Raw genomic sequence first — 20273 nt, 5'->3', positions numbered from 1 at the left:
GTGAAGATCGGACACGCCTCACAGTCTTTGTGATCTAGGGGTTTCAATCATCACCCACCCAGGTAGGGTCAGGAAGCGTCCAGCTCCCCTTGGAGGAGGTGAGGACCGTGGCAGCCCACGACGACGACACCAACCGCGGCATCCGGCCCGGGCGGGGGTCCGATGACCCAGCCGGCCAGGTCGCCTATCTTGAGCAGGAAATCGCCGTCCTGCGACGTAAGCTCGCCGACTCTCCGCGTCATACGAGGATTCTCGAAGAGCGGATCGTCGAGTTCCAGACCAACCTCGCAGGCGTGTCCGCTCAGAACGAGCGGCTCGCCAGCACACTGCGCGAGGCCCGCGACCAGATCGTGGCCCTCAAGGAAGAGGTCGACCGGCTGGCACAGCCACCGGCCGGCTTCGGTGTGTTCCTGCAGGCCAACGAGGACGGCACCTGCGACATCTTCACCGGGGGCCGCAAGCTCCGGGTGAACGTCAGTCCCAGCGTTGAGCTCGAAGACCTCCGGCGCGGCCAGGAAGTCATGCTCAACGAAGCGCTCAACGTGGTCGACGCCATGGAATTCGAGCGGGCCGGGGACATCGTCACCCTCAAGGAGATCCTTGAGGACGGCGAACGAGCCCTGGTGGTCGGGCACACCGACGAGGAACGGGTGGTGCGGCTCGCCGAGCCGTTGCTGGACATCACCATCCGGCCCGGCGACGCCCTGCTGCTCGAACCCAGGTCCGGCTACGTCTACGAAGTCGTTCCCAAGAGCGAGGTCGAAGAACTCGTCCTCGAAGAAGTCCCGGACATCGACTACAACAAGATCGGCGGCCTGGGCGACCAGATCGAGCTCATCCGCGACGCGGTCGAGCTCCCCTATCTGCACCCGGACCTCTTCAAGGAGCACGAACTGCGGCCACCGAAGGGCATCCTGCTCTACGGCCCGCCCGGCTGCGGCAAGACGCTCATCGCCAAGGCCGTCGCCAACTCCCTCGCGAAGAAGGTCGCCGAAGTCACCGGCCAGCCCGCCGGCAAGAGCTACTTCCTCAACATCAAGGGCCCCGAACTCCTCAACAAGTACGTCGGTGAGACCGAGCGCCACATCCGCCTGGTCTTCCAGCGTGCCCGCGAGAAGGCGAGTGAGGGCACCCCCGTCATCGTCTTCTTCGACGAGATGGAGTCGCTCTTCCGTACCCGGGGATCCGGCGTCAGCTCGGACGTGGAGAACACCATCGTCCCCCAGCTGCTCGCCGAGATCGACGGCGTCGAGGGCCTGGAGAACGTCATCGTGATCGGCGCCTCCAACCGCGAGGACATGATCGACCCCGCGATCCTGCGGCCCGGCCGCCTCGATGTGAAGATCAAGATCGAGCGTCCGGACGCGGAGGCCGCGAAGGACATCTTCGCGAAGTACCTCACACCCTCGCTGCCCCTGCACGCCGACGACCTCGCCGAGCACACCGGCTCCAAGGAAGCCGCCGCGCACGCCATGATCCAGTCGGTCGTCGAGCGGATGTACACCGAGTCGGAGGAGAACCGCTTCCTCGAGGTGACGTACGCCAACGGCGACAAGGAGGTCCTGTACTTCAAGGACTTCAACTCCGGCGCGATGATCCAGAACATCGTCGACCGGGCCAAGAAGATGGCCATCAAGGCCTTCCTCGACCAGGGCCAGAAGGGCCTTCGCGTCTCCCATCTCCTCCAGGCATGTGTGGACGAGTTCAAGGAGAACGAGGACCTGCCGAACACCACCAACCCGGACGACTGGGCCAGGATCTCCGGCAAGAAGGGTGAGCGGATCGTCTTCATCCGCACACTCGTCACCGGAAAGCAGGGCGCGGACACCGGGCGGTCCATCGACACGGTGGCGAACACCGGGCAGTACCTGTAGAACGCAGACCGGCTGCGGATGCCCGGCCGGGCATCCGCAGCCGGTTGCTTTCCGGACAGCTGCGACGACACCGCAGCAATGACGTAATTGATCTCCCCACCAGCACAGAGGCGCTCTAGGCTCATGCATACCGCCCGGTCGCGCAGTGCGGGTACAGGCAGAACCGCGCACGCACCGGACAAGCAGCGGTACTTGAGCGCCGCTCCCGGAAGGGAGCGCCGCCGGGCAAGGAGGGCCGCATGACCGTACGGCGAGTAATGGGCATCGAGACCGAGTACGGGATCTCCGTGCCCGGCCATCCCAACGCCAATGCCATGCTCACCTCGTCCCAGATCGTCAACGCCTACGCGGCGGCGATGCACCGGGCGCGCCGCGCCCGCTGGGACTTCGAGGAGGAGAACCCGCTGCGAGACGCGCGAGGCTTCGACCTCGCCCGCGAGACCGCCGACTCCAGTCAGCTCACGGACGAGGACATCGGCCTGGCCAATGTCATCCTCACCAACGGGGCACGGCTCTACGTCGACCACGCACACCCCGAGTACAGCTCCCCGGAGATCACCAACCCCAGGGACGCGGTCCTCTGGGACAAGGCCGGCGAGCGCATCATGGCCGAGGCCGCCGAACGCGCGGCCCAGCTGCCCGGCGCCCTGCCGATCCACCTCTACAAGAACAACACCGACAACAAGGGCGCCTCGTACGGCACGCACGAGAACTACCTGATGAAGCGGGAGACCCCGTTCTCGGACATCGTGCGCCACCTGACCCCGTTCTTCGTCTCGCGCCAGGTCGTCACCGGAGCCGGACGGGTCGGAATCGGCCAGGACGGCCACGAGCACGGCTTCCAGATCAGCCAGCGCGCCGACTACTTCGAGGTCGAGGTCGGCCTGGAGACCACACTCAAGCGGCCGATCATCAACACCCGCGACGAACCCCACTCGGACGCCGAGAAGTACCGCCGACTGCATGTGATCATCGGCGACGCGAATCTCTCGGAGATCTCCACCTATCTCAAGCTGGGCACCACCTCGCTGGTCCTCTCCATGATCGAGGACGGCTTCATCAACGTCGACCTGGCCGTCGACCAGCCGGTGCGCACGCTGCACCAGGTGTCCCACGACCCGGATCTCCAGCAGCTGGTCACTCTGCGCAGCGGACGGACACTCACCGCTGTACAGCTCCAGATGGAGTACTTCGAGCTCGGCCGCAAATACGTCGAGGAGCGGTACGGGGCGGACGCCGACGAGCAGACCAAGGACATCCTGATCCGCTGGGAGGACACGCTCAACCGGCTGGAGAACGATCCGATGAGCCTGTCCCGCGAGCTGGACTGGATCGCCAAGCGGGAGCTCATGGAAGGCTACCGCCGCCGGGACAGCCTCGACTGGGACGCGCCCCGCCTGCACCTGGTGGACCTCCAGTACGCCGACGTACGGCCCGACAAGGGCCTGTACAACCGTCTGGCGGCCCGCGGCAGGATGAACCGCCTGCTGGACGAGAACGAGGTCGAGCAGGCCCGTACGGCGCCACCGGAGGACACCAGGGCGTATTTCCGCGGCCGCTGCCTGGAGCAGTACGCGGACGACGTCGCGGCGGCCTCCTGGGATTCGGTCATCTTCGATCTTCCGGGCCATGACTCCCTGCAGCGGGTACCCACAATGGAACCGCTCCGGGGCACCCGTGAGCACGTCAAGGACCTCCTGGACCGCTGTCGTACCGCGGAAGAGCTGGTCCGGGTGCTCGCGGGCGGCTGAAAGGGCCGTCGGCTGGGAATCATTCCGATGACCTCCGGACGTTGAGACAAGTACCGGGCCAATGTCGGACCCCGTAGGTAGGGTCTGATCAAGTGCTTCGAACCGAGCGGGGTGAGCTATATGGCGACCAAGGACACCGGTGGCGGACAGCAGAAGGCGACGCGCTCCACCGAGGGGACCGAGGAGCAGGCACAGGACGCGCAGGCTTCCGACGACCTCCAGGAGCGACAGGAGAAGCTGAGCGACGACGTCGACGACGTCCTCGACGAGATCGATGACGTCCTCGAGGCCAATGCCGAGGACTTCGTTCGATCATTTGTTCAAAAGGGTGGCGAGTAGGACGCGGTGCCCGACGTGAACCGCTCGAAGAGCTGATCACGTAGCCACGTTCCCCACCACGGGGTGCCTCTGCGGACAGCAGGGCATCCCGTGGCGGGTGGCAGGCGCATCGGTTCAGCTGCTCCCGCCGTACATGTGGATCACTGCCACGAGACGGGTAGGGTCCGAGGCGTACTGTGCTTCAACTGCAATTCGGCCATCGGCAAGTTGGGGGATGATCCTGACACCTTGCGCAGGGCCATCGCTTACCTGGAGGGAAACGCGTGGAAGCCAACACTCGTAGCACCGGGCGTCTACCAGCTGCCTTCCTGACGCCGGGATCGTCATCCTTCATGGACTTCCTGACCGACCAGTCGCCCGCGATGCTGCCGGGTAACCGGCAGCTGCCGCCCATGAAGGGGGCCATCGAGGCCCCGCACGGGACGACCATCGTTGCGGCTTCGTTCCCCGGCGGCGTGGTGCTGGCCGGTGACCGGCGGGCGACCATGGGCAGCATGATCGCGCAGCGCGACATCCAGAAGGTGTTCCCGGCCGACGAGTACTCGGCGGTGGGTATCGCCGGTACGGCGGGGCTGGCCGTGGAGATGGTCAAGCTCTTCCAGTTGGAGCTGGAGCACTTCGAGAAGGTCGAGGGTGCCCAGCTCTCCCTGGAGGGCAAGGCGAACCGGCTCTCCACGATGATCCGGAGCAATCTGGCGATGGCCATGCAGGGGCTCGCCGTGGTGCCGCTCTTCGCCGGCTACGACGTCGACCGCGAGCGGGGCCGGATCTTCTCGTACGACGTCACCGGAGGCCGCTCCGAGGAGCAGGGCTACGCCTCCACGGGCTCCGGGTCGATCTTCGCCCGCACCTCGATGAAGAAGCTCTACCGCGAGGACCTGACGCAGGAGCAGACACTCACCCTGGTCGTGCAGGCGCTGTACGACGCGGCGGACGACGACTCGGCGACCGGTGGGCCCGACGTCGCCCGGCGTATCTATCCGATCATCACCGTCATCACCGACGAGGGTTTCCGGAAACTGGCCGAGACGGAATCCGCCGACATCGCCCGCTCGGTTCTGGAACGAAGGATGGAACAGCCCGACGGCCCGCGCGCCGAGCTGCTCTGACCCCCGTGCCCAGGCTCCTTCGATGCTCTTGTCACTGACAGAAAGGGACGGATAGCCGGTGTCGACGCCGTTCTATGTCTCACCTCAGCAGGCCATGGCCGACCGGGCGGAATACGCCCGGAAGGGCATCGCCCGTGGTCGCAGCCTGGTTGTGCTGCAGTACACCGACGGCATTGTGTTCGTCGGCGAGAACCCGTCCCGCGCGCTGCACAAGTTCAGCGAGATCTATGACCGGATCGGTTTCGCCGCCGCCGGTAAGTACAACGAGTACGAGAATCTCCGCATCGGCGGCGTGCGCTATGCGGATCTGCGCGGATACACCTATGACCGTGACGATGTGACGGCCCGTGGACTGGCGAATGTCTACGCGCAGACGCTCGGCACCATCTTCTCCAGTGCGGCCGAGAAGCCGTACGAGGTGGAGCTGGTCGTCGCCGAGGTGGGCGCGGCGGCGGACGGTGACCAGATCTACCGGCTGCCGCACGACGGCTCGATCGTGGACGAGCACGGCTCGGTCGCCGTCGGTGGCAACGCGGAGCAGATCAGCACCTTCCTGGACCAGCGGCACCGTGACGGGATGTCACTGGCCGAGGCGCTGAAGCTGGCGGTGCAGGCGCTGTCCCGCGATCCCAACGGCAGTGAGCGGGAGATCCCCGCAGACCGGCTTGAGGTCGCGGTCCTGGACCGTACGAGGCCGCAGCAGCGCAAGTTCAAGCGGATCGTCGGCCGGCAGCTGGCGCGGCTGCTGGAGGCCGACGGCGCCGGCTCGACGCCGACGGACGCCCCCTCGGACACGGAGGACGGCGACGACAGCACCACGGCGACGGCCACCGGCAAGTCGAGTGGCAAGTCGAGCGGCAAGAAGGCCGTTACCGACTCCGGCGATTCCGCGGATTCCGGTTCGACCGAGGCCGGTTCGACCGGCTCCGGCTCCACCGATTCCGGTGGGGACGTGGAGTAGTCCGTTCCGCCGTAGGGCTCTGCCCCGGTCCGCCTCCCCGGCGGGCCGGGGCTCTGTCATGCGGGCCGGTCCGGGCGCGGGGGAGCGGACGAGCCGCGGACGACCAGGTGCACCGGCAGGCTGCCGGTCTCGGCCGTGCGGCCGTCCAGAACGGCCAGCAGGGCGCTCATACCGCGCTCACCGACCTGTTCTGCGGGCAGCCGCACCGTGGTGAGTTCGGGCTCCACGGCCGTGGCCAGGGCCAGATCGTCGAAGCCTGTCACGGAGAGGTCGTCCGGTACCCGCAGTCCGAGCCGGCGTGCCGCCTTGCAGGCGCCCGCGGCCAGGATGTCGTCGTCGCAGACGATGGCGGTGGGCCGGGGGCCGGGAAGGGCCAGTGCGTGTTCCGCGGCCGCGTGGCCGGCCCGTACGTCCAGCGCCGCCGGCACGGTGCGTACGTCGGTGCCGGGCACGCCGCGCAGGGTGTCCCGGACGGCTTCGGCGCGGACCGCGAACGTCCAGGTGTCGACGGCGGAGGCGAGATGGACGAAGCGGCGGTGGCCGAGGGCGAGCAGATGCTCCGTCACCTGACGCATCCCGTCGGCGACGTCGAGGTTGACGCGGGCCGCCGGACCCGGGGCCGAGGGGTCGCTGTCGAGCATGACCAGGGGCAGGTCGGCCCCGTGCAGGGCGCCCAGCGCGTCGGCGGCCATCGATGAGGCGATGACCCCGTCGAGCGCGGCGCGGGCCGAGGCGAAGGGGTCCCGGGCCGGGCCGGTGCCGTCGGGCGAGGGGTAGAGGACGACGCCGAAGCCGTGCTCGGCGGCGACGGCGGCGGCCCCGGTGTACACCCGGGCGAAGAACTCGTTGGTGAGGGCCGGGACGACGAGCAGGGCGGTCCTGGTGCGGCCCAGGCGCAGATTCCGGGCGGCGAGATTCGGCCGGTACCCGAGCTCGTGGGCGGCCTCCCGCACGCGCTCCGCGGTGGCGGAGGAGACCCGGCCGCGCCATTTGCCGCCGAGGACCAGGGAGACGGTGGCCTGCGAGACGCCGACGGCCCGTGCCACGTCACGGCTGGTGGGCCGGGAGGGGGCGGGTTGTGCTGGGCTGGTCACTCGGGCCTCCGGGCCGGTCGGGGCAGGCGCCGTGAGGTGGACCTGCGGGCTGGTCACATGGTACGTATGATCCAGGAAGTTATACGTAACACCTAGGGTGGCCGGAAGGCGTCCCGGGGAGAGGGGCGGGACATGGCCGCGGGATATCTGGACATCCTCCGGGCGCGGCATGCCGCCCGGCTGCTGACCGGCACCCTCGTGGGGCGGCTGCCGAACGGCACCGCCCCCATCGCGATCGTCCTGTTCACCCGTGCGGAGGGCGGCAGCTACGCGCTCGCGGGCGCGCTCGCCGCGGTGTACGGGCTGGGCACGGCGGTCGGACAGCCGCTGCTGGGCCGCGCCGTGGATCTGTACGGCCAGCCGCGCGTCCAACTGCCCGCCGCCGTCCTGTCCGCCATCGGGATGGCCCTGCTCACCCTGGTGGGCTTCGGGTCGCTGCCGCTCGCCTACGGGGCCGTGGCACTCGCAGGCGTGGCCACACCTCCCCTGGAGGGCGGTCTGCGCGCCCTGTGGCCGAGCGTCCTCGGCAGTGAGGACCGGGTGCACCGGGCGTACGCCATGGACGCGGTCGCGCAGGAGGTCATGTTCACGGTGGGGCCGCTGCTGGTGACCCTGCTGGTCTCCCTCTGGTCGCCCGCAGCCGCACTCCTCGTGATCAACGCGATAGGGGTCCTGGGGGCGCTGTCCGTCGTCCTGTCCGAGCCGTCCAGGACCTGGCGCTCCGCGCCGCGCGAGGCGCACTGGCTCGGTGCGCTCCGTTCGCCGGGGCTGCTGGCGCTGCTCGGCTCGTTCTTCTTCGTCGGTCTGGCGCTGGGCTCCATCACGGTGGCGGGCGTCGCCTATGCCGACGACCAGGGCCAGGAGTCCGTCTACGGCTGGCTGATGGCCGCCCTGGGGCTCGGCGCGCTGATCGGCGGCGCGGCCTACGGGGCGCGGCAGTGGTCGGGGCCGCCCGAGCGCCGGCTGCGGGTGATCGTGGCGCTGCTCGCGCTGGGCTACCTGCCGCTGACGCTGACCCCTGGTGTGGTGGCGATGACCGTGCTGGCCGGGGTCGCGGGAGTGTTCCTGGCGCCCGCGATCGCCTGCTCGTTCATCGTCGTCGACCGGCACGCTCCGAGGGGCACGGTGACGGAGGCCTTTTCGTGGCTGGTGACGACCTTCGGGGTGGGCGCGGCGGCCGGGACGGCGGTGGCGGGACCGGCCGTGGAACTGGGCGGGACGGCGTGGAGCTTCGCGGTGGCGGGGGCCGGTGGAGTGGCGGCGCTGCTGGTTCTGCTGGCCACCGGAAGGGTCCTCGCAGCTCCCGGGCGTAGTGCTGTCGCGGTGCGAGGATCGGAAAATGATCGAAACGGTGCCGTCGAACCCGGTTTCAGCTCGGGCCATCAGGCGTAATGTTCAGTCATGGACCGCCGCATTTTCGGGCTGGAGAACGAGTACGGCGTCACGTGCACGTTCAGGGGACAGCGCCGACTGTCTCCTGATGAAGTGGCGCGCTACCTCTTCCGCCGTGTTGTGTCATGGGGCCGCAGCAGCAATGTCTTTCTGCGGAACGGCGCCCGCCTCTACCTCGACGTGGGATCGCATCCGGAATATGCAACCCCCGAATGCGACAACCTGACCGAGCTGGTCACTCACGACAAGGCCGGCGAGCGCATTCTCGAAGGCCTGCTTGTCGACGCCGAACGCCGTCTGCACGAGGAGGGAATCGCGGGCGACGTCTATCTCTTCAAGAACAACACCGATTCGGCCGGAAACTCCTACGGATGCCATGAGAACTACCTCGTGGCCCGGCACGGAGAATTCTCCCGGCTCGCGGACATCCTCATTCCCTTCCTCGTCACGAGGCAGCTGATCTGCGGCGCCGGCAAGGTGCTGCAGACCCCGCGGGGCGCCGTCTACTGCGTCAGCCAGCGTGCCGAGCACATCTGGGAGGGCGTCAGCTCCGCGACGACACGCTCCCGTCCGATCATCAACACCCGGGACGAACCGCACGCGGACGCGGAGCGGTACCGCCGCCTCCACGTCATCGTCGGTGACTCCAACATGTCCGAGACGACCATGCTGCTCAAGGTCGGCGCCACCGATCTGGTGCTCCGCATGATCGAGGCGGGCACGGTGATGCGGGATCTGACGCTGGAGAACCCGATCCGGGCGATCCGGGAGGTCAGCCACGACATCACGGGACAGCGCAAGGTGCGCCTGGCCAGCGGCCGCGAGGCATCCGCCATCGAGGTGCAGCGCGAGTACTACGAGAAGGCCGTGGACTTCGTCGACCGCCGAGGCATCCGCACGGGCAACGTCGAGAAGGTCCTCGAACTGTGGGGCCGCACGCTGGACGCGATCGAGGCCGAGGACCTCGACCGGATCGATACCGAGATCGACTGGGTCATGAAGTACAAGCTCATCGAGCGGTACCGGGGCAAGCACAACATGACCATGTCGAATCCGCGGGTCGCCCAGATAGACCTCGCCTACCACGACATCCATCGCCGCCGAGGTCTGTACTACCTGCTGGAGCGCAAGGGGCAGGCCGCCCGCATCTGCAACGACCTGAAGATCTTCGAGGGCAAGTCGGTGCCCCCGCAGACCACCAGGGCCCGGCTGCGCGGCGACTTCATCCGGCGGGCCCAGGAGCAGCGCCGGGACTTCACCGTCGACTGGGTCCACCTCAAGCTCAACGACCAGGCGCAGCGCACGGTGTTGTGCAAGGACCCGTTCCGTTCCGTGGACGACCGAGTGGAGAAGCTGATCGCGGGTATGTGAGCCGGTGGCACGCACCACGGCCCCCAGGACTTGCCGGTCCTGGGGGCACCTCTCATGGCCTTGATCAACAGCGGCGATCATGCGATCGTGGCGACGTTTCGGGACCGTTTGCCGGGGCATGGCCCAGCACTACCTGCTCGCCGGAGATTTCTTCCGGCTGCAACGGGTCATGGAGACATCCATGACCAAGGCCCTTGCCGCAAGGCACCGTTCGTCAGTACCGAAGATGGCCGCCAAGCACAAGGTCGGAATCGATACCTCCAATGGATCCCGCGTCTGTTCGAGGGCTGAATCGAACGGAAGGACACGAAGTCCCTGGTGGCACGGTGCGGCGGACCGACGGCAGTGAGCGGCCGAACTCGCCGATCGTAAACCGATCCGGGTGGACTATCCGCAGAATGAACTCATCGCGAGACTCCTGGCGGATACGTGCGAGATCTGGGGAAGCGAGGGCAACGTGCAAGTGCACCACATCCGCGCTCTCGCAGATGCCGGATTGCAGTCTTCCGACTGGGCGCGCGCCACGCTCCACCGGCGCCGCAAAGCGGTTGTGGCCTGCGATACCTGCCACGACCGTATCCATTCGGAAGGGCCGACCAGACCACTCACGCAGTAGTCACCGGAGAGCCGGATGACAGGAATCCTTCATGTTCGGTTCGGCGGGAGGCCGCGCGGAACAGGACCTGCCACGGCAAGCACCTCACTGCGCGGCCGACCCAACCGCCTGACTCCACGGCTTCAAACGCCTCCGCATCCGCTGGGAACGACGAGCAGACATCCACGAAGCCAACCTCAAACTCGCCTGCTGCCTCATCACCCACCGACTGTTCAGGGCAGTGCTCCAACCTTCACCAGCAAGATTGTCGGTCATCCCGTAGATGGCTGCGGCGCATTTCATGATCCACGCTCATGAGTGACCGTTCGCTTTCGTACGCCTGGTTGGCTTTGTAGATGAGCACGGTATCTGAGGACCTGAAGGCAATGACCAACGAGTTCGAGCACGAGCACGGATTCGCACCAGGGACCAATGTGGTCCGGCCGGCCACGACGATCAGGCCACCGCTCGCATGCTTGTCCCAGTGAGTGTCGCCCCTGCTGACCTGGTTACTTTCTACGACAGCATTGGTGACGTCACTTGGGCGGACGTCGGCAACGGCTACTTCGTCGCCCCTGCAGGGGATGTTTTTCTGCAGCTCAAGGAGTATTGAGCTGTCGATATGGGCGTGGACCAGAAGTCCTGCGGTCTGGCCATTGGGTCGAACGTAGGAGGCCAGTCCCACATCGCTGGCCCTGGCGGGGCGATCTACCGGACGCGAACAGCATCGCTGGACGAGCCTGAGCTCGACCGCGTGGCCGATGACCTGCAGCAGTTTCCGGAGTTGCTAGAGCAGGCCTGACCGGTTCGTCAACAGCGGTGGGCCGGGATACCTCTAGGGACGGACCTCTGCGCGTCATTGTGTTATTCGTTGTTACAGCGGCTAACACAATGAGGTGGCTGGGCCTTGGTGGCCGTGTCCGCATCATGATTTGGGCGTTGGCGGTGCATGGGGGACTTCGCCGTGGATCGTGTCGGATGACTTGTGGGAGCGGATCGAGCCGCTCCTGCCGCGCAAGGAGCGTCGGTTCCGGCACCCGGGCCGGAAGCTACTGCCCGACCGGGAGGGGTGCTGTGCGGCAACCTCTTCGTGCTCCACACGGACATTCAATGGGAGTTCCTGCCGAAGGAGTTGGGATTCGGGTCGGGCATGACGTGCTGGCGACGGCTGCGGGACTGGAACGAGGCCGGCGTCTGGCAGCGCTTGCACGAAGTGCTCTGGCCGAGCTGAACGCGGCTGCCCGCCTCGACTGGTCGCGGGCCGTCGTCGATTCCAGCCACGTGCGAGCCGTAAAAGGGGGGCCATACGGGACCGAGACCGGTCGATTGTGCCCGATCCGGATCGAAACACCACCTGATCCGGACGGCCATGGCACTCCGCTCGCCGTGATCCTCACCGGCGGCAACCGCAACGACGTCACCCAGTTACTGCCTCTAATCGACGCCATCCCGCCGGTCAGAGGCGGGGTCGGTCACCCACGACGCAAGCCCGACTCCCTCTTCGCCGACCGCGGATACGACCACGAAATCTACCGCGACGAGGTCCGCCAACACCGGATCGTGCCGGCCATCGCCCGCCGCGGCACCCTCCACGGCACTGGACTGGGCACCTACCGCTGGGTCGTGGAACGCACCTTCGCCTGGCTCCATGGCTTCAAACGCCTCCGCATCCGCTGGGAACGCCGAGCCGACATCCACGAAGCCTTCCTCAAGCTCGCCTGCTGCCTGATCACCCGCCGACAGATCAACTCATTGTGTTAGCCGTTGTTAGTGGCGTGCAAGTACGAAACAATGCAGAGTTGCGTATAAGCGATCCCTCCGAGTCGTTCACGCATGCCGTAAACATGGAATTTTACTGTCCGTTTGGTGACGTTGAGGGATTCGGTGAGATCATCAAAGATGGGTGCATTGGATAGGAGTGAAAAGGCCTCCTTCTCGCGGGTGGTCAAGCTGTGTAGAGGGATAGGATGCGATCAAGTGCTCCGGTAAGGGGAGGCGGAAGTGTGGGGGCGGCTTGACGGCAGGTTTGACAGAAATTGATTCAAGATTCGATCCGCTTGAGAATTTCTGTGGCGATCTCGACTTGGTCGAGCTTCCGTGAACCGTTAACGGGTGAGCGATTCGGCGAGCTTGATCCTCTCTTTAAGCTGACGTTTAGCGAGATCGAGTGTCTTGATATTGGTGTGAATTGTTCTATTCTGATAGATGGATTGAACATCAAAATAGACACCCGCCAAATTTACCTTTTGCTTACACTTGACGTCTTTCTTTGCGGCGTTTATGGCGCGAGGGGAGGATGGATCCTTATCGAATCCCAGTTGCGTGGCCGCCTTCATCGGATCACTTGCGGTGAATCCTTGCTTCTTCATGCATGCAGACCAAAGCTTGTTGACATTCTTGATCCGGGAGTCATTCAGGGCTGCAGACTCGGCATCTCTCTGGAGGCTGAAGACGTACAGGAGATCAACACTGTCTGGTGTGCGAGCGTAGAGCTTTAGAAACGATTCTCTGGTGCAGCCCCCGACAGGTACCCGCCGACCGTTGATTTTTTGCTCGCTGCCACCTTGCTTTTCGGCTTCCTCTTGGCTCATCGGCAGATCTTCGAGAGTCAAATCGTTCGCTCCGGTCAGGGCGACACGCTCAGTTTCACTACGCGGTGACGCGCCCTCGGCTTGAGGGTCCGTCTCGACCTTGCGTCCATATCCGTGTCGAGCGGCGATCTCCATGTCGAGAATTCCAAAAACCCCCGCATGCCCGTGATCCGTGGAGGTGGAAGTTTTTTCGGGGGGAGCATACTCGAATCCAAATCGCTCCATGCATTGATCCGTCAGAATCGCCTGGGCCCTGTCAAATTTCTCTTGCTCCTGTTCTGACGCTTGGTATTCGTCAAGGGGGAACTCCAAACCCTCTGTTGTTGTAATCTTAGGGGCCGTCACTGGGTGATGATCCGTTTCGTCATTCACCGGGCCGTGGGTCGAACAACTCATGAGGAGGGCAGACATACACGCGACAGAAGTTGACCGCGTAAAATAATACCAATAAGAGCGCATGCGGATTCCTGTAATAGAGCAGAAAGCGGAACCGCCATTCTGATCCGAAAACTCGGACAGAATGGCGGCCCTGAGTACACGGGGGAGATTAACCCTTCCAGATGGCCCGGTATGTAGAATCTGCGAACGAAGTAATGGCATTCTTGTAATTTAGAGAGGCGTTTCCTGCGTATCCTGCGGGAAGTGATCCTTCGAGGCCGCCACCCCTCACTCCGGTATAGACCCAAATAGTCCCGTGAGTGCGATTCCAGTACGCGGCGGCGTTATTGTTGACGCTCTGCCCCTGGCCTGCGCAGCTGACGTAGATGCTGGACGATTTATAATAGTCCTGGCTCAAGTCTCCATCGGCGATCGCGACGCCGGGCTGGTTGTGGTCAAATACGCACCCCTTTTGGTTGGAGTTGTAGTAGAGGCCGAACTCCCCGTCGTTGAGGGTGCCGTCCTTGTCCGCCGCCGATGCGATGCTGACAGTCGCGAGGGTGACGCCGATGGCGGCAGTTGTCGTCACGGCTGCTCTGGCAATGTTTCGTGCGATTGTAGATCTGGACATATCTACTCCTCCTAGGAGTGTTTGTGGTCTCGGGGGTCGTGGCTCGCGACAGTTATCCAATCAGAGTATAAGGAGGATACGCAACTATCTCATGAGGCAGGTTCGTTTAATCCGGTTGGGTTCTGCAGTCTGGCGTTGTCTGGTGAGTGACCGGTGTGTCTCCCCCCATCTGGATCCCTCGACAGCGGAACTGTTTGGAATGGGAGGTTCAGGGGTGTCTGGGTTGGTTTATCTGCATGGATGACTGGCCACCCGATCTAATTCGGGGCCCTACCTCGCCGTTTCGGTTGAGGTGATGAGGCGTCGCTGAGGGGCCATTGCGGGTGGTCGACGGGATCTCGGTGCTCGGTCATGGCGGAGTCCCGGCGCAGGGGTCGGGTTCTCCAAGGTCCTTCGGGTCGTGGCGGGCCGGGGTTCGCCGGTCAGCTGGCGGGACGGGGTAACGCGGCGAGGCGAAGGAAGGTGCTGGTCGGTTCGGGTCTCCAGGGCCAGGTCGCCGATATTCGTAAGCCCAGGCGGCGGCCAGTTCGCCGTCCAGCAGCAGGACGCGGGCCCAGGCCAGCAGGTCGATCGTCGTGAGGCTGCGAGCCAGACGGTGTGACGCCGAAGTGACGATGGCCGACGGGGCCCGCAGCGTCCCGACATCGGCCAGGCAGCCACCGCGACCGCCAGCGCCACGTCCAGCAGGATCTTCCCGGAGTCGGAGACGGCCTGCGGCTTCCGCCAAGGCGCCAGGGCTGCGGATACCGCCTGGTCAAGCCCGTCTTGCGGACTGTCTGTAGTAGCAGGACCGCACCGGCCTGCGAGACCACCTGCCGACCGTCTCCCTGGACACGGACACGCGGGTACGACGAGAGAGGCTCTCTCACCTGGAAAGTGCTCTTTTCTTCCAGCCACCAGAACCCTCAGCAAGTCCTATCGTTGCAGGTCAAGGGAACTTTTCGAGTTCCTGATGAACTCTTGGACAGCCCTCGTGAAAGCGCGAGGCTAACGATTTCACGAGCGGTAGGGTCAGCCGCAGGGTGCGAAGATGCTGGTTAGGGGCTCTGCGCGCTGGCGATGCGGGTTCGCGGGCGCTCGACGGGCCGGTCTCCATCGAGATCGACTGGGGCATGAAGTACCAGCTCATCGAGCGGTACCGGGCGAAGCGAAACATGACCATGTCGAATCCGAGGGGCGCTCAGATAGACCTCCCCTACCGCGACATCCACCGGCGGCGCGGGCTCCACTACCTCCTGGAGCCTAAGGGACAGATCGCCCGCATCTGCCACGACCTGAAGATCTTCGAGGGCAAGTCGGTGCCCCCGAGGACGACCAGGGCGCGGCTGCGTGGCCATCTCATCCACCGCGCCCAAGGGCAGCGATGGGACTTCACTGTCGACTGGGTCCGGCTCAAGCTCAGCGACCAGGCGCAGCGCACGGTCCTGTGCAAGGACCCGTTCCATTCCGTGGACGACCGAGAGGAGAAGCTGACCGCGGGTATGTGAGCCGACGCAGGACGCGCCTCGGCCCTCGTGCGACTCGGGCACCGTACGTTCCTCGTACGGTGCCCTGCGCACGCCCTAGAGTGTCCGGGACCCCCCTACACATGTGTCGTCTGAGATCTGAGGAACCAGTGCGCCGACTTGCCGGCCTTCTAGTCGTCCCCCTGCTGCTGCTGTCAGCCGCCTGCGGTAGCGACGACAAGGGCTCCGACTCCGCTTCCGCCTCCGCGTCCGCCCCCTCCAAGAGCGGATTCCCCGCCATCACCGCGGGCGCGAAGTTCGGCGAGAAGCCCACCCTGGCCAAGGGCTCGGGAACACCGCCCAAGGAGCTCAAGACCAACGTTGTCAGTGAGGGCGACGGCGCGAAGCTCAAGAACGGTGACGCGATCCAGGTCAACTACCTCGGGCAGGCCTGGGACTCCACCAAGCCGTTCGACAACAGTTACGACCGCAAGCAGCCGTTCGACCTGACGCTCGGCGCCGGCATGGTCATCCAGGGCTGGGACAAGGGCCTCGTCGGCCAGAAGGTCGGCAGCAGGGTCGAGTTGGTCATCCCGCCGGATCTCGGTTACGGCGCGAACGGCCAGGGCCAGGACATCAAGCCCAACGCCACACTCGTCTTCGTCGTCGACGTGGTGAGTGGAAAGCCGGTACCGAAGTCCCCGAAGGGCAGCGAGGTCGCCCAGGACAACGTCGACCTGCCGAAGGTGGGCACCGACACGGACGGCAAGGCGCCGAGCGTCAAGATCCCCAGCAAGTCCACCCCGCCCAAGAAGCTGGTCTCCAACTACGTCCTGGAGTCCAAGGGCGAGGTCGTCAAGGGGACCGACAGCGTCGTCGTGAACTACGTGGGGCTGCTGTGGAAGGACGGAAAGACGTTCGACAGCACCTACGCGACGGGCAAGACGCAGACCTTCCCGCTGGCCCAGGTGACCCTCAAGGGGCTCAAGAACGGCCTGATCGGGAAGAAGATCGGCAGCCGCGTGCTGCTCGTCGTCCCGCCGGACCAGGCCTTCGGCAGCAAGGCGCAGCAGTCCATCCCGGCGAACTCGACGCTGGTCTTCGCCGTGGACATCCTGGCGAAGATGTAAGACTGTCCCGGTTGCCCAGTTCATCATTTAGAGGAGCAAAGTCAGTGAGCATCGAGAAGCCCGAGGTCGACTTCCCGGGTGGCGAGCCGCCGGCCGACCTGGAGATCAAGGACATCTGGGAAGGCGACGGCCCGGTGGCCGAGGCCGGCCAGACCGTCTCCGTCCACTACGTGGGCGTGTCCTTCTCCACCGGTGAGGAGTTCGACGCCTCCTGGAACCACGGCTCTCCGCTCCAGTTCCGGCTCGGCGGCGGTCAGGTCATCAAGGGCTGGGACCAGGGCGTGCAGGGCATGAAGGTCGGCGGCCGTCGCCAGCTGACCATCCCCGCGCACCTCGCGTACGGTGACCGCGGCGCCGGCGGCAAGATCGCCCCGGGCGAGACGCTGATCTTCGTCTGCGACCTGGTCGCCGTCTGATCCGCACCCGTGTGTCGCGAGGGCCCGTGCCGCAAGGCGCGGGCCCTCGCTTTCTTCCGGAGCCCCCGGAGCGGTACGGTCGAGGGTCGTAGAGCAAAACAGAAAGGGCGTCGATGGCGATTGCCAAGGCCGAGCGGCTGATGAACCTGGCACTGTGTCTGCTGGGGACCCGGCGCCCGCTCAGCAAGCGCGAACTGCGCGGTTCCATCGAGGCCTACCTGGAAGCGGGCTCCGACGACGCCTTCAACCGGATGTTCGAGCGCGACAAGGACGATCTGCGCGAGCTCGGTCTGGTCATCGAGACCGTGGAGAACCTGGACGGCGACACCGGCTACCTCGCCCGTCGCGACAGCAACCGGCTGCCCCCGATCACGCTGGACGCCGAGGAGGCCGCCGCACTGGGGCTGGCCGCCAAGGTCTGGCAGCAGGCCCGGCTGGCCGGTGCGGCCAGCGGCGCCCTGCAGAAGCTGCGCGCCGCGGGCATGCCGGAGGCCGAGGACGCGTACGAGGTGCACAGCGCCCTCGAACCCCGTATCCCGGTGCACGAGGCCGCGTTCGAACCCCTGATGCTGGCCTGCCGGGACCGCCGCCCCGTGACCTTCGACTACCGCAAGGCCAACGCCGCCCGCCCCGAGCAGCGCCAGGTCGAGCCCTGGACGCTGGAGTGCTGGCGCGGGCACTGGTATCTGGCCGGCTGGGACCGCGGCAGGGGCGCCGAGCGGGTGTTCCGGCTCTCCCGGATCGCCGGCAAGGTGCGCTCCCGGGCCGGCGCGTTCACCGCCGAGGTGCCCGACGTCGTCACCGTCCGCGAGACCGTCGAGAGCTGGGCGGGGGAGACGGCGACCCGTACCGCGCTGATCAGGCTGCGGACCGGCTCCGGCTACCCGCTTCGGGCACGGGCCATATCGGTCCGGGAACTCGGAGACGGGTGGGAGGAGTTGGAGATCCCGTACGGACACGGTCTGGACGCCTGGCTCGTCGAGTTCGGTCCGGACGTGGTCGTGCGGCAACCCGCGGATCTGCGGGCCGATGTGGTGGACCGGCTGCGCGCCGTGGCCAAGGACTGAGGGGGACCCGTACTCATGGCCACGAACGCCATCGACCAGACCCGCCGGATGCTCTCGCTGGTGACGTATCTGCGGGAGCGCCCCGGCGCCCACGTCCAGGACGTCGCACGGGCCTTCGGGATCACCGAGGACGAGCTCATCTCGGACCTCGACGTCCTGCCCATGTGCGGGACGAGCTTCCGCGGCGGCGATCTGCTGGACATCGACACCGACGGCGACCGGATCTGGTGGCACAACCCGGACGACGTCGCGGAGCCGCTGCGGCTCGCCGCCGACGAGGCGACGGCCCTGCTGGTCGCCGCCCGCGCCGTCGCGACGCTGCCCGGACTGCGGGAGAGCGACCGGCAGGCGCTGCTGCGCGCCACCGCCAAGCTGGAGGCCGCGGCCGGTGAGGTGGGGGCGGCCAGCTCCCGGCTCTCGGTCACCTTCGAGTCCGAGGGTGGCGTCTTCGCGGATGTGGACCGGGCGATCTCCGAGCGGCGCCGGCTCTGGCTGCGCTACTACTCGCCCGCCCGCGACGAGCTCACCGAGCGCGAGGTGGACCCGATCCGGCTGTTCGCCGTCGGGCACACCTATATGGAGGCCTGGTGCCGCTCCTCCGAGGACCGGCGCACCTTCCGCCTCGACCGGGTCGCCGAGATCCGGCTGCTCGACGAGCCTGCCGCACCGCCCGAGCTGGAACTGCGGGACCTGTCGGAGGGGCTGGTCCAGCCCGCCGCAGAGGATCCGGAGGTCGTGGTGGAGGTGGGCCCCGGCGGGCGCTGGGTCGCGGAGTACTACCCGCACGACAGCGCCCACGAGCTGCCCGACGGCGGCATGCGGATCACCCTGCGGACGCCTGATCCGGCCTCGCTGCGCCGCCTGGCGCTCCGGCTCGGCCGGGAGGGGCGCATCGTCTCACCGCCGGAGCTGGCGCAGAGCGCGCGGCGGGCGGCGCGGGCGGCACTCACCGCCTACGACGGCCCGGCCTGAGGGGCCGGCGGAGGAGATATGAGCAACCTGTCCGTGGTGTCGGATGTTTCATCCGTTGCGACCGTCGTCGTTCCCGAGTCCGTACGGTTCAGGGCCGCCTGCCCGGACTGCCGCGCACGGTTCGAGCTGACGGCGGGCGCCATCCGGCTCGCGATCGGTGCCACCAGCCGGACGACGTTCTACTCCTTCACCTGCCCCGAGTGCGACTCCGCCGTCCGCAGGACGGCGGGGGAGCGGATAGTGGAGCTGCTCACCGACGGCGGCGTACGGACACTGCGCCTGCACACCGGCCGGTAGAAGCCGGGCGGCGGCGGGCTCCCCTCAGACAGATCACATCGGTCCTTTGGACCCGGACACGAGAAACATCGAGGCTCTGCGGATGTTCTGGCCCATGCTCGCCATCGCCCTGGGATTCCTCGGCATCGCCGTCCTGGGCGTGCTGGCCATCCGGGTGTTCATCGAGGCCCAGCGCCTCGGTCACCAGGTGACGCGTACCACGGAGCGGATCAACCGGGCCGCGGAGGATCTGGAGCACGCGGCCACCGATCTCGCGGCCACGGGTGAAACCCTGAGGTAGGCGGCCTGTTCGATCCGGACGGGCGCGGCCTCCTGTTTCTCAGTTGCGGGGGGTACGCTGCTGGTGGCGGCCTGGGCAGGGAGGTGCTGGCCGCTATCCAAAGTATGCACGGGCATTGCCTCGCGTTTACTCCTGCGGGTTACGATCGCTCCCAGCGAATAGGTCGGACGAGTGTCCGGTCCAAGGGCAGTCCGACCCAAGGGCAGCGAGCCCACCTCCAGCCGTCTCAGCGAGAAGGAAGCACATCATGGGCAATCTGAAGCCTCTAGAGATCGTTCTGATCATTGCTGTCGTTCTCCTGTTGTTCGGTGCCAAGAAGCTTCCCGACATGGCCCGTTCGCTCGGCAAGTCGGCCCGCATCCTCAAGAGCGAGGCCAAGGCCATGAAGAAGGACGACGAGCCGGCGACCCCGACGGACGCGGCCGCCGCGGACCAGGCGGCCCAGCAGCCCGCCGCCGCGCGCACCATTCAGGCCTCCCCCGGCGATGTGACGAGCTCCCGCCCCGTGAGTGAAGCGAAGCCCACCACCCAGAGCTGACAGCTGCCGAATTCCCCGCAGCTGCCGCACGAGACGAGGGAA

Annotated in this window: 21 protein-coding genes and 3 pseudogenes; 20 read left to right on the top strand and 4 right to left on the bottom strand. The window is 66.3% G+C overall.

Translation table 11 applies throughout. The features are described 5' to 3' along the window. The first annotated feature begins 107 nt into the window (after window positions 1-107). The 6 genes and pseudogenes from arc to prcA all read left to right on the top strand — a co-directional run bounded on the left by arc (window position 108) and on the right by prcA (window position 6034). Window positions 108-1874: a proteasome ATPase gene (arc, locus tag OG892_RS06810; RefSeq protein WP_073737389.1), complete on the top strand. Its 1767-nt coding sequence runs from the start codon at window positions 108-110 to the stop codon at window positions 1872-1874. Between the two features lie 239 nt (window positions 1875-2113). Further along, window positions 2114-3625 carry a depupylase/deamidase Dop gene (gene dop, locus OG892_RS06805; RefSeq protein WP_199884478.1) on the top strand — a complete coding sequence of 504 codons (1512 nt, stop codon included), beginning with the start codon at window positions 2114-2116 and terminating at the stop codon, window positions 3623-3625. A gap of 120 nt (window positions 3626-3745) precedes the next feature. After that, complete coding sequence (locus tag OG892_RS06800) at window positions 3746-3964, top strand: ubiquitin-like protein Pup (RefSeq protein ID WP_073737565.1); 219 nt, start codon at window positions 3746-3748, stop codon at window positions 3962-3964. A gap of 120 nt (window positions 3965-4084) precedes the next feature. Next, window positions 4085-4276 (top strand): annotated as a pseudogene (locus OG892_RS06795) (endonuclease VII domain-containing protein); the annotation flags it as partial. Next, window positions 4228-5073, top strand: coding sequence for a proteasome subunit beta (gene prcB / locus OG892_RS06790; protein ID WP_073737390.1), 846 nt, complete (start codon window positions 4228-4230; stop codon window positions 5071-5073). The pseudogene OG892_RS06795 and the gene prcB, both read left to right, overlap by 49 nt. A gap of 58 nt (window positions 5074-5131) precedes the next feature. Continuing rightward, complete coding sequence (gene prcA / locus OG892_RS06785) at window positions 5132-6034, top strand: proteasome subunit alpha (protein ID WP_079193561.1); 903 nt, start codon at window positions 5132-5134, stop codon at window positions 6032-6034. Window positions 6035-6090: 56 nt separating this feature from the next. Here prcA and OG892_RS06780 read toward each other — a convergent pair whose 3' ends face one another. Next, on the bottom strand, window positions 6091-7128 hold the full coding sequence (locus OG892_RS06780; RefSeq protein ID WP_371628691.1) for a LacI family DNA-binding transcriptional regulator: 1038 nt from the start codon (window positions 7126-7128) through the stop codon (window positions 6091-6093). A gap of 132 nt (window positions 7129-7260) precedes the next feature. Here OG892_RS06780 and OG892_RS06775 point away from each other — a divergent pair, with 132 nt between their 5' ends. The 6 genes from OG892_RS06775 (at window position 7261) to OG892_RS06750 (ending at window position 12247) form a co-directional block, all read left to right on the top strand. Further along, entirely contained in the window at window positions 7261-8520 is a 1260-nt protein-coding gene (locus OG892_RS06775; protein ID WP_371628690.1) for an MFS transporter, read from the top strand. Between the two features lie 9 nt (window positions 8521-8529). Further along, window positions 8530-9891, top strand: a complete 1362-nt coding sequence (gene pafA / locus OG892_RS06770) for a Pup--protein ligase (protein WP_024493415.1) — start codon at window positions 8530-8532, stop codon at window positions 9889-9891. A 382-nt stretch (window positions 9892-10273) separates the two neighbouring features. After that, entirely contained in the window at window positions 10274-10507 is a 234-nt protein-coding gene (locus tag OG892_RS06765; RefSeq protein ID WP_371628689.1) for a hypothetical protein, read from the top strand. 463 nt (window positions 10508-10970) lie between these two features. Beyond that, window positions 10971-11099, top strand: coding sequence for a hypothetical protein (locus OG892_RS06760; RefSeq protein ID WP_371628688.1), 129 nt, complete (start codon window positions 10971-10973; stop codon window positions 11097-11099). A 372-nt stretch (window positions 11100-11471) separates the two neighbouring features. Continuing rightward, window positions 11472-11717, top strand: a complete 246-nt coding sequence (locus OG892_RS06755; protein WP_371628687.1) for a transposase — start codon at window positions 11472-11474, stop codon at window positions 11715-11717. Further along, window positions 11642-12247 carry an IS5 family transposase gene (locus OG892_RS06750; protein WP_371628686.1) on the top strand — a complete coding sequence of 202 codons (606 nt, stop codon included), beginning with the start codon at window positions 11642-11644 and terminating at the stop codon, window positions 12245-12247. The genes OG892_RS06755 and OG892_RS06750 overlap by 76 nt, the downstream gene beginning before the upstream one ends. 344 nt (window positions 12248-12591) lie before the next feature. Here OG892_RS06750 and OG892_RS06745 read toward each other — a convergent pair whose 3' ends face one another. The 3 genes and pseudogenes from OG892_RS06745 to OG892_RS06735 form a co-directional block, all read right to left on the bottom strand. Further along, the gene (locus OG892_RS06745) at window positions 12592-13449 is read right to left on the bottom strand and encodes a hypothetical protein (protein ID WP_371628685.1); all 858 of its coding nucleotides are present in this window, start codon (window positions 13447-13449) and stop codon (window positions 12592-12594) included. A gap of 175 nt (window positions 13450-13624) precedes the next feature. Continuing rightward, complete coding sequence (locus OG892_RS06740; RefSeq protein WP_371628684.1) at window positions 13625-14044, bottom strand: hypothetical protein; 420 nt, start codon at window positions 14042-14044, stop codon at window positions 13625-13627. A gap of 598 nt (window positions 14045-14642) precedes the next feature. Next, window positions 14643-14955 (bottom strand): annotated as a pseudogene (locus tag OG892_RS06735) (transposase); the annotation flags it as partial. A gap of 150 nt (window positions 14956-15105) precedes the next feature. On the opposite strand from OG892_RS06735, the pseudogene OG892_RS06730 reads away from it, so the two are divergent. The 8 genes and pseudogenes from OG892_RS06730 to tatA all read left to right on the top strand — a co-directional run. Continuing rightward, window positions 15106-15573, top strand: a pseudogene (locus OG892_RS06730) (proteasome accessory factor PafA2 family protein); the annotation flags it as partial. A gap of 128 nt (window positions 15574-15701) precedes the next feature. Then, window positions 15702-16661, top strand: coding sequence for an FKBP-type peptidyl-prolyl cis-trans isomerase (locus tag OG892_RS06725; RefSeq protein ID WP_371628683.1), 960 nt, complete (start codon window positions 15702-15704; stop codon window positions 16659-16661). A 44-nt stretch (window positions 16662-16705) separates the two neighbouring features. Next, complete coding sequence (locus tag OG892_RS06720) at window positions 16706-17077, top strand: FKBP-type peptidyl-prolyl cis-trans isomerase (protein WP_073737394.1); 372 nt, start codon at window positions 16706-16708, stop codon at window positions 17075-17077. A gap of 113 nt (window positions 17078-17190) precedes the next feature. After that, window positions 17191-18144 (top strand): helix-turn-helix transcriptional regulator, encoded by a 954-nt coding sequence (locus tag OG892_RS06715; protein WP_371628682.1) that lies wholly within the window; start codon window positions 17191-17193, stop codon window positions 18142-18144. Between the two features lie 15 nt (window positions 18145-18159). Continuing rightward, entirely contained in the window at window positions 18160-19116 is a 957-nt protein-coding gene (locus OG892_RS06710; RefSeq protein ID WP_073737396.1) for a YafY family protein, read from the top strand. 18 nt (window positions 19117-19134) lie between these two features. Next, window positions 19135-19413, top strand: coding sequence for a hypothetical protein (locus tag OG892_RS06705; protein ID WP_073737397.1), 279 nt, complete (start codon window positions 19135-19137; stop codon window positions 19411-19413). An 82-nt stretch (window positions 19414-19495) separates the two neighbouring features. Beyond that, window positions 19496-19693, top strand: a complete 198-nt coding sequence (locus OG892_RS06700; protein ID WP_073737398.1) for a hypothetical protein — start codon at window positions 19496-19498, stop codon at window positions 19691-19693. Between the two features lie 244 nt (window positions 19694-19937). Continuing rightward, the gene (gene tatA, locus OG892_RS06695; protein WP_073737567.1) at window positions 19938-20231 is read left to right on the top strand and encodes a Sec-independent protein translocase subunit TatA; all 294 of its coding nucleotides are present in this window, start codon (window positions 19938-19940) and stop codon (window positions 20229-20231) included. The last annotated feature ends 42 nt before the right edge of the window (window positions 20232-20273 follow it).

The sequence above is a fragment of the Streptomyces sp. NBC_00341 genome (assembly GCF_041435055.1).
Classification (GTDB): Bacteria; Actinomycetota; Actinomycetes; order Streptomycetales; family Streptomycetaceae; genus Streptomyces.
The sequence above is the reverse complement of the archived record's forward strand: the minus strand, read 5'-3'. Positions and strand labels throughout refer to the sequence as shown.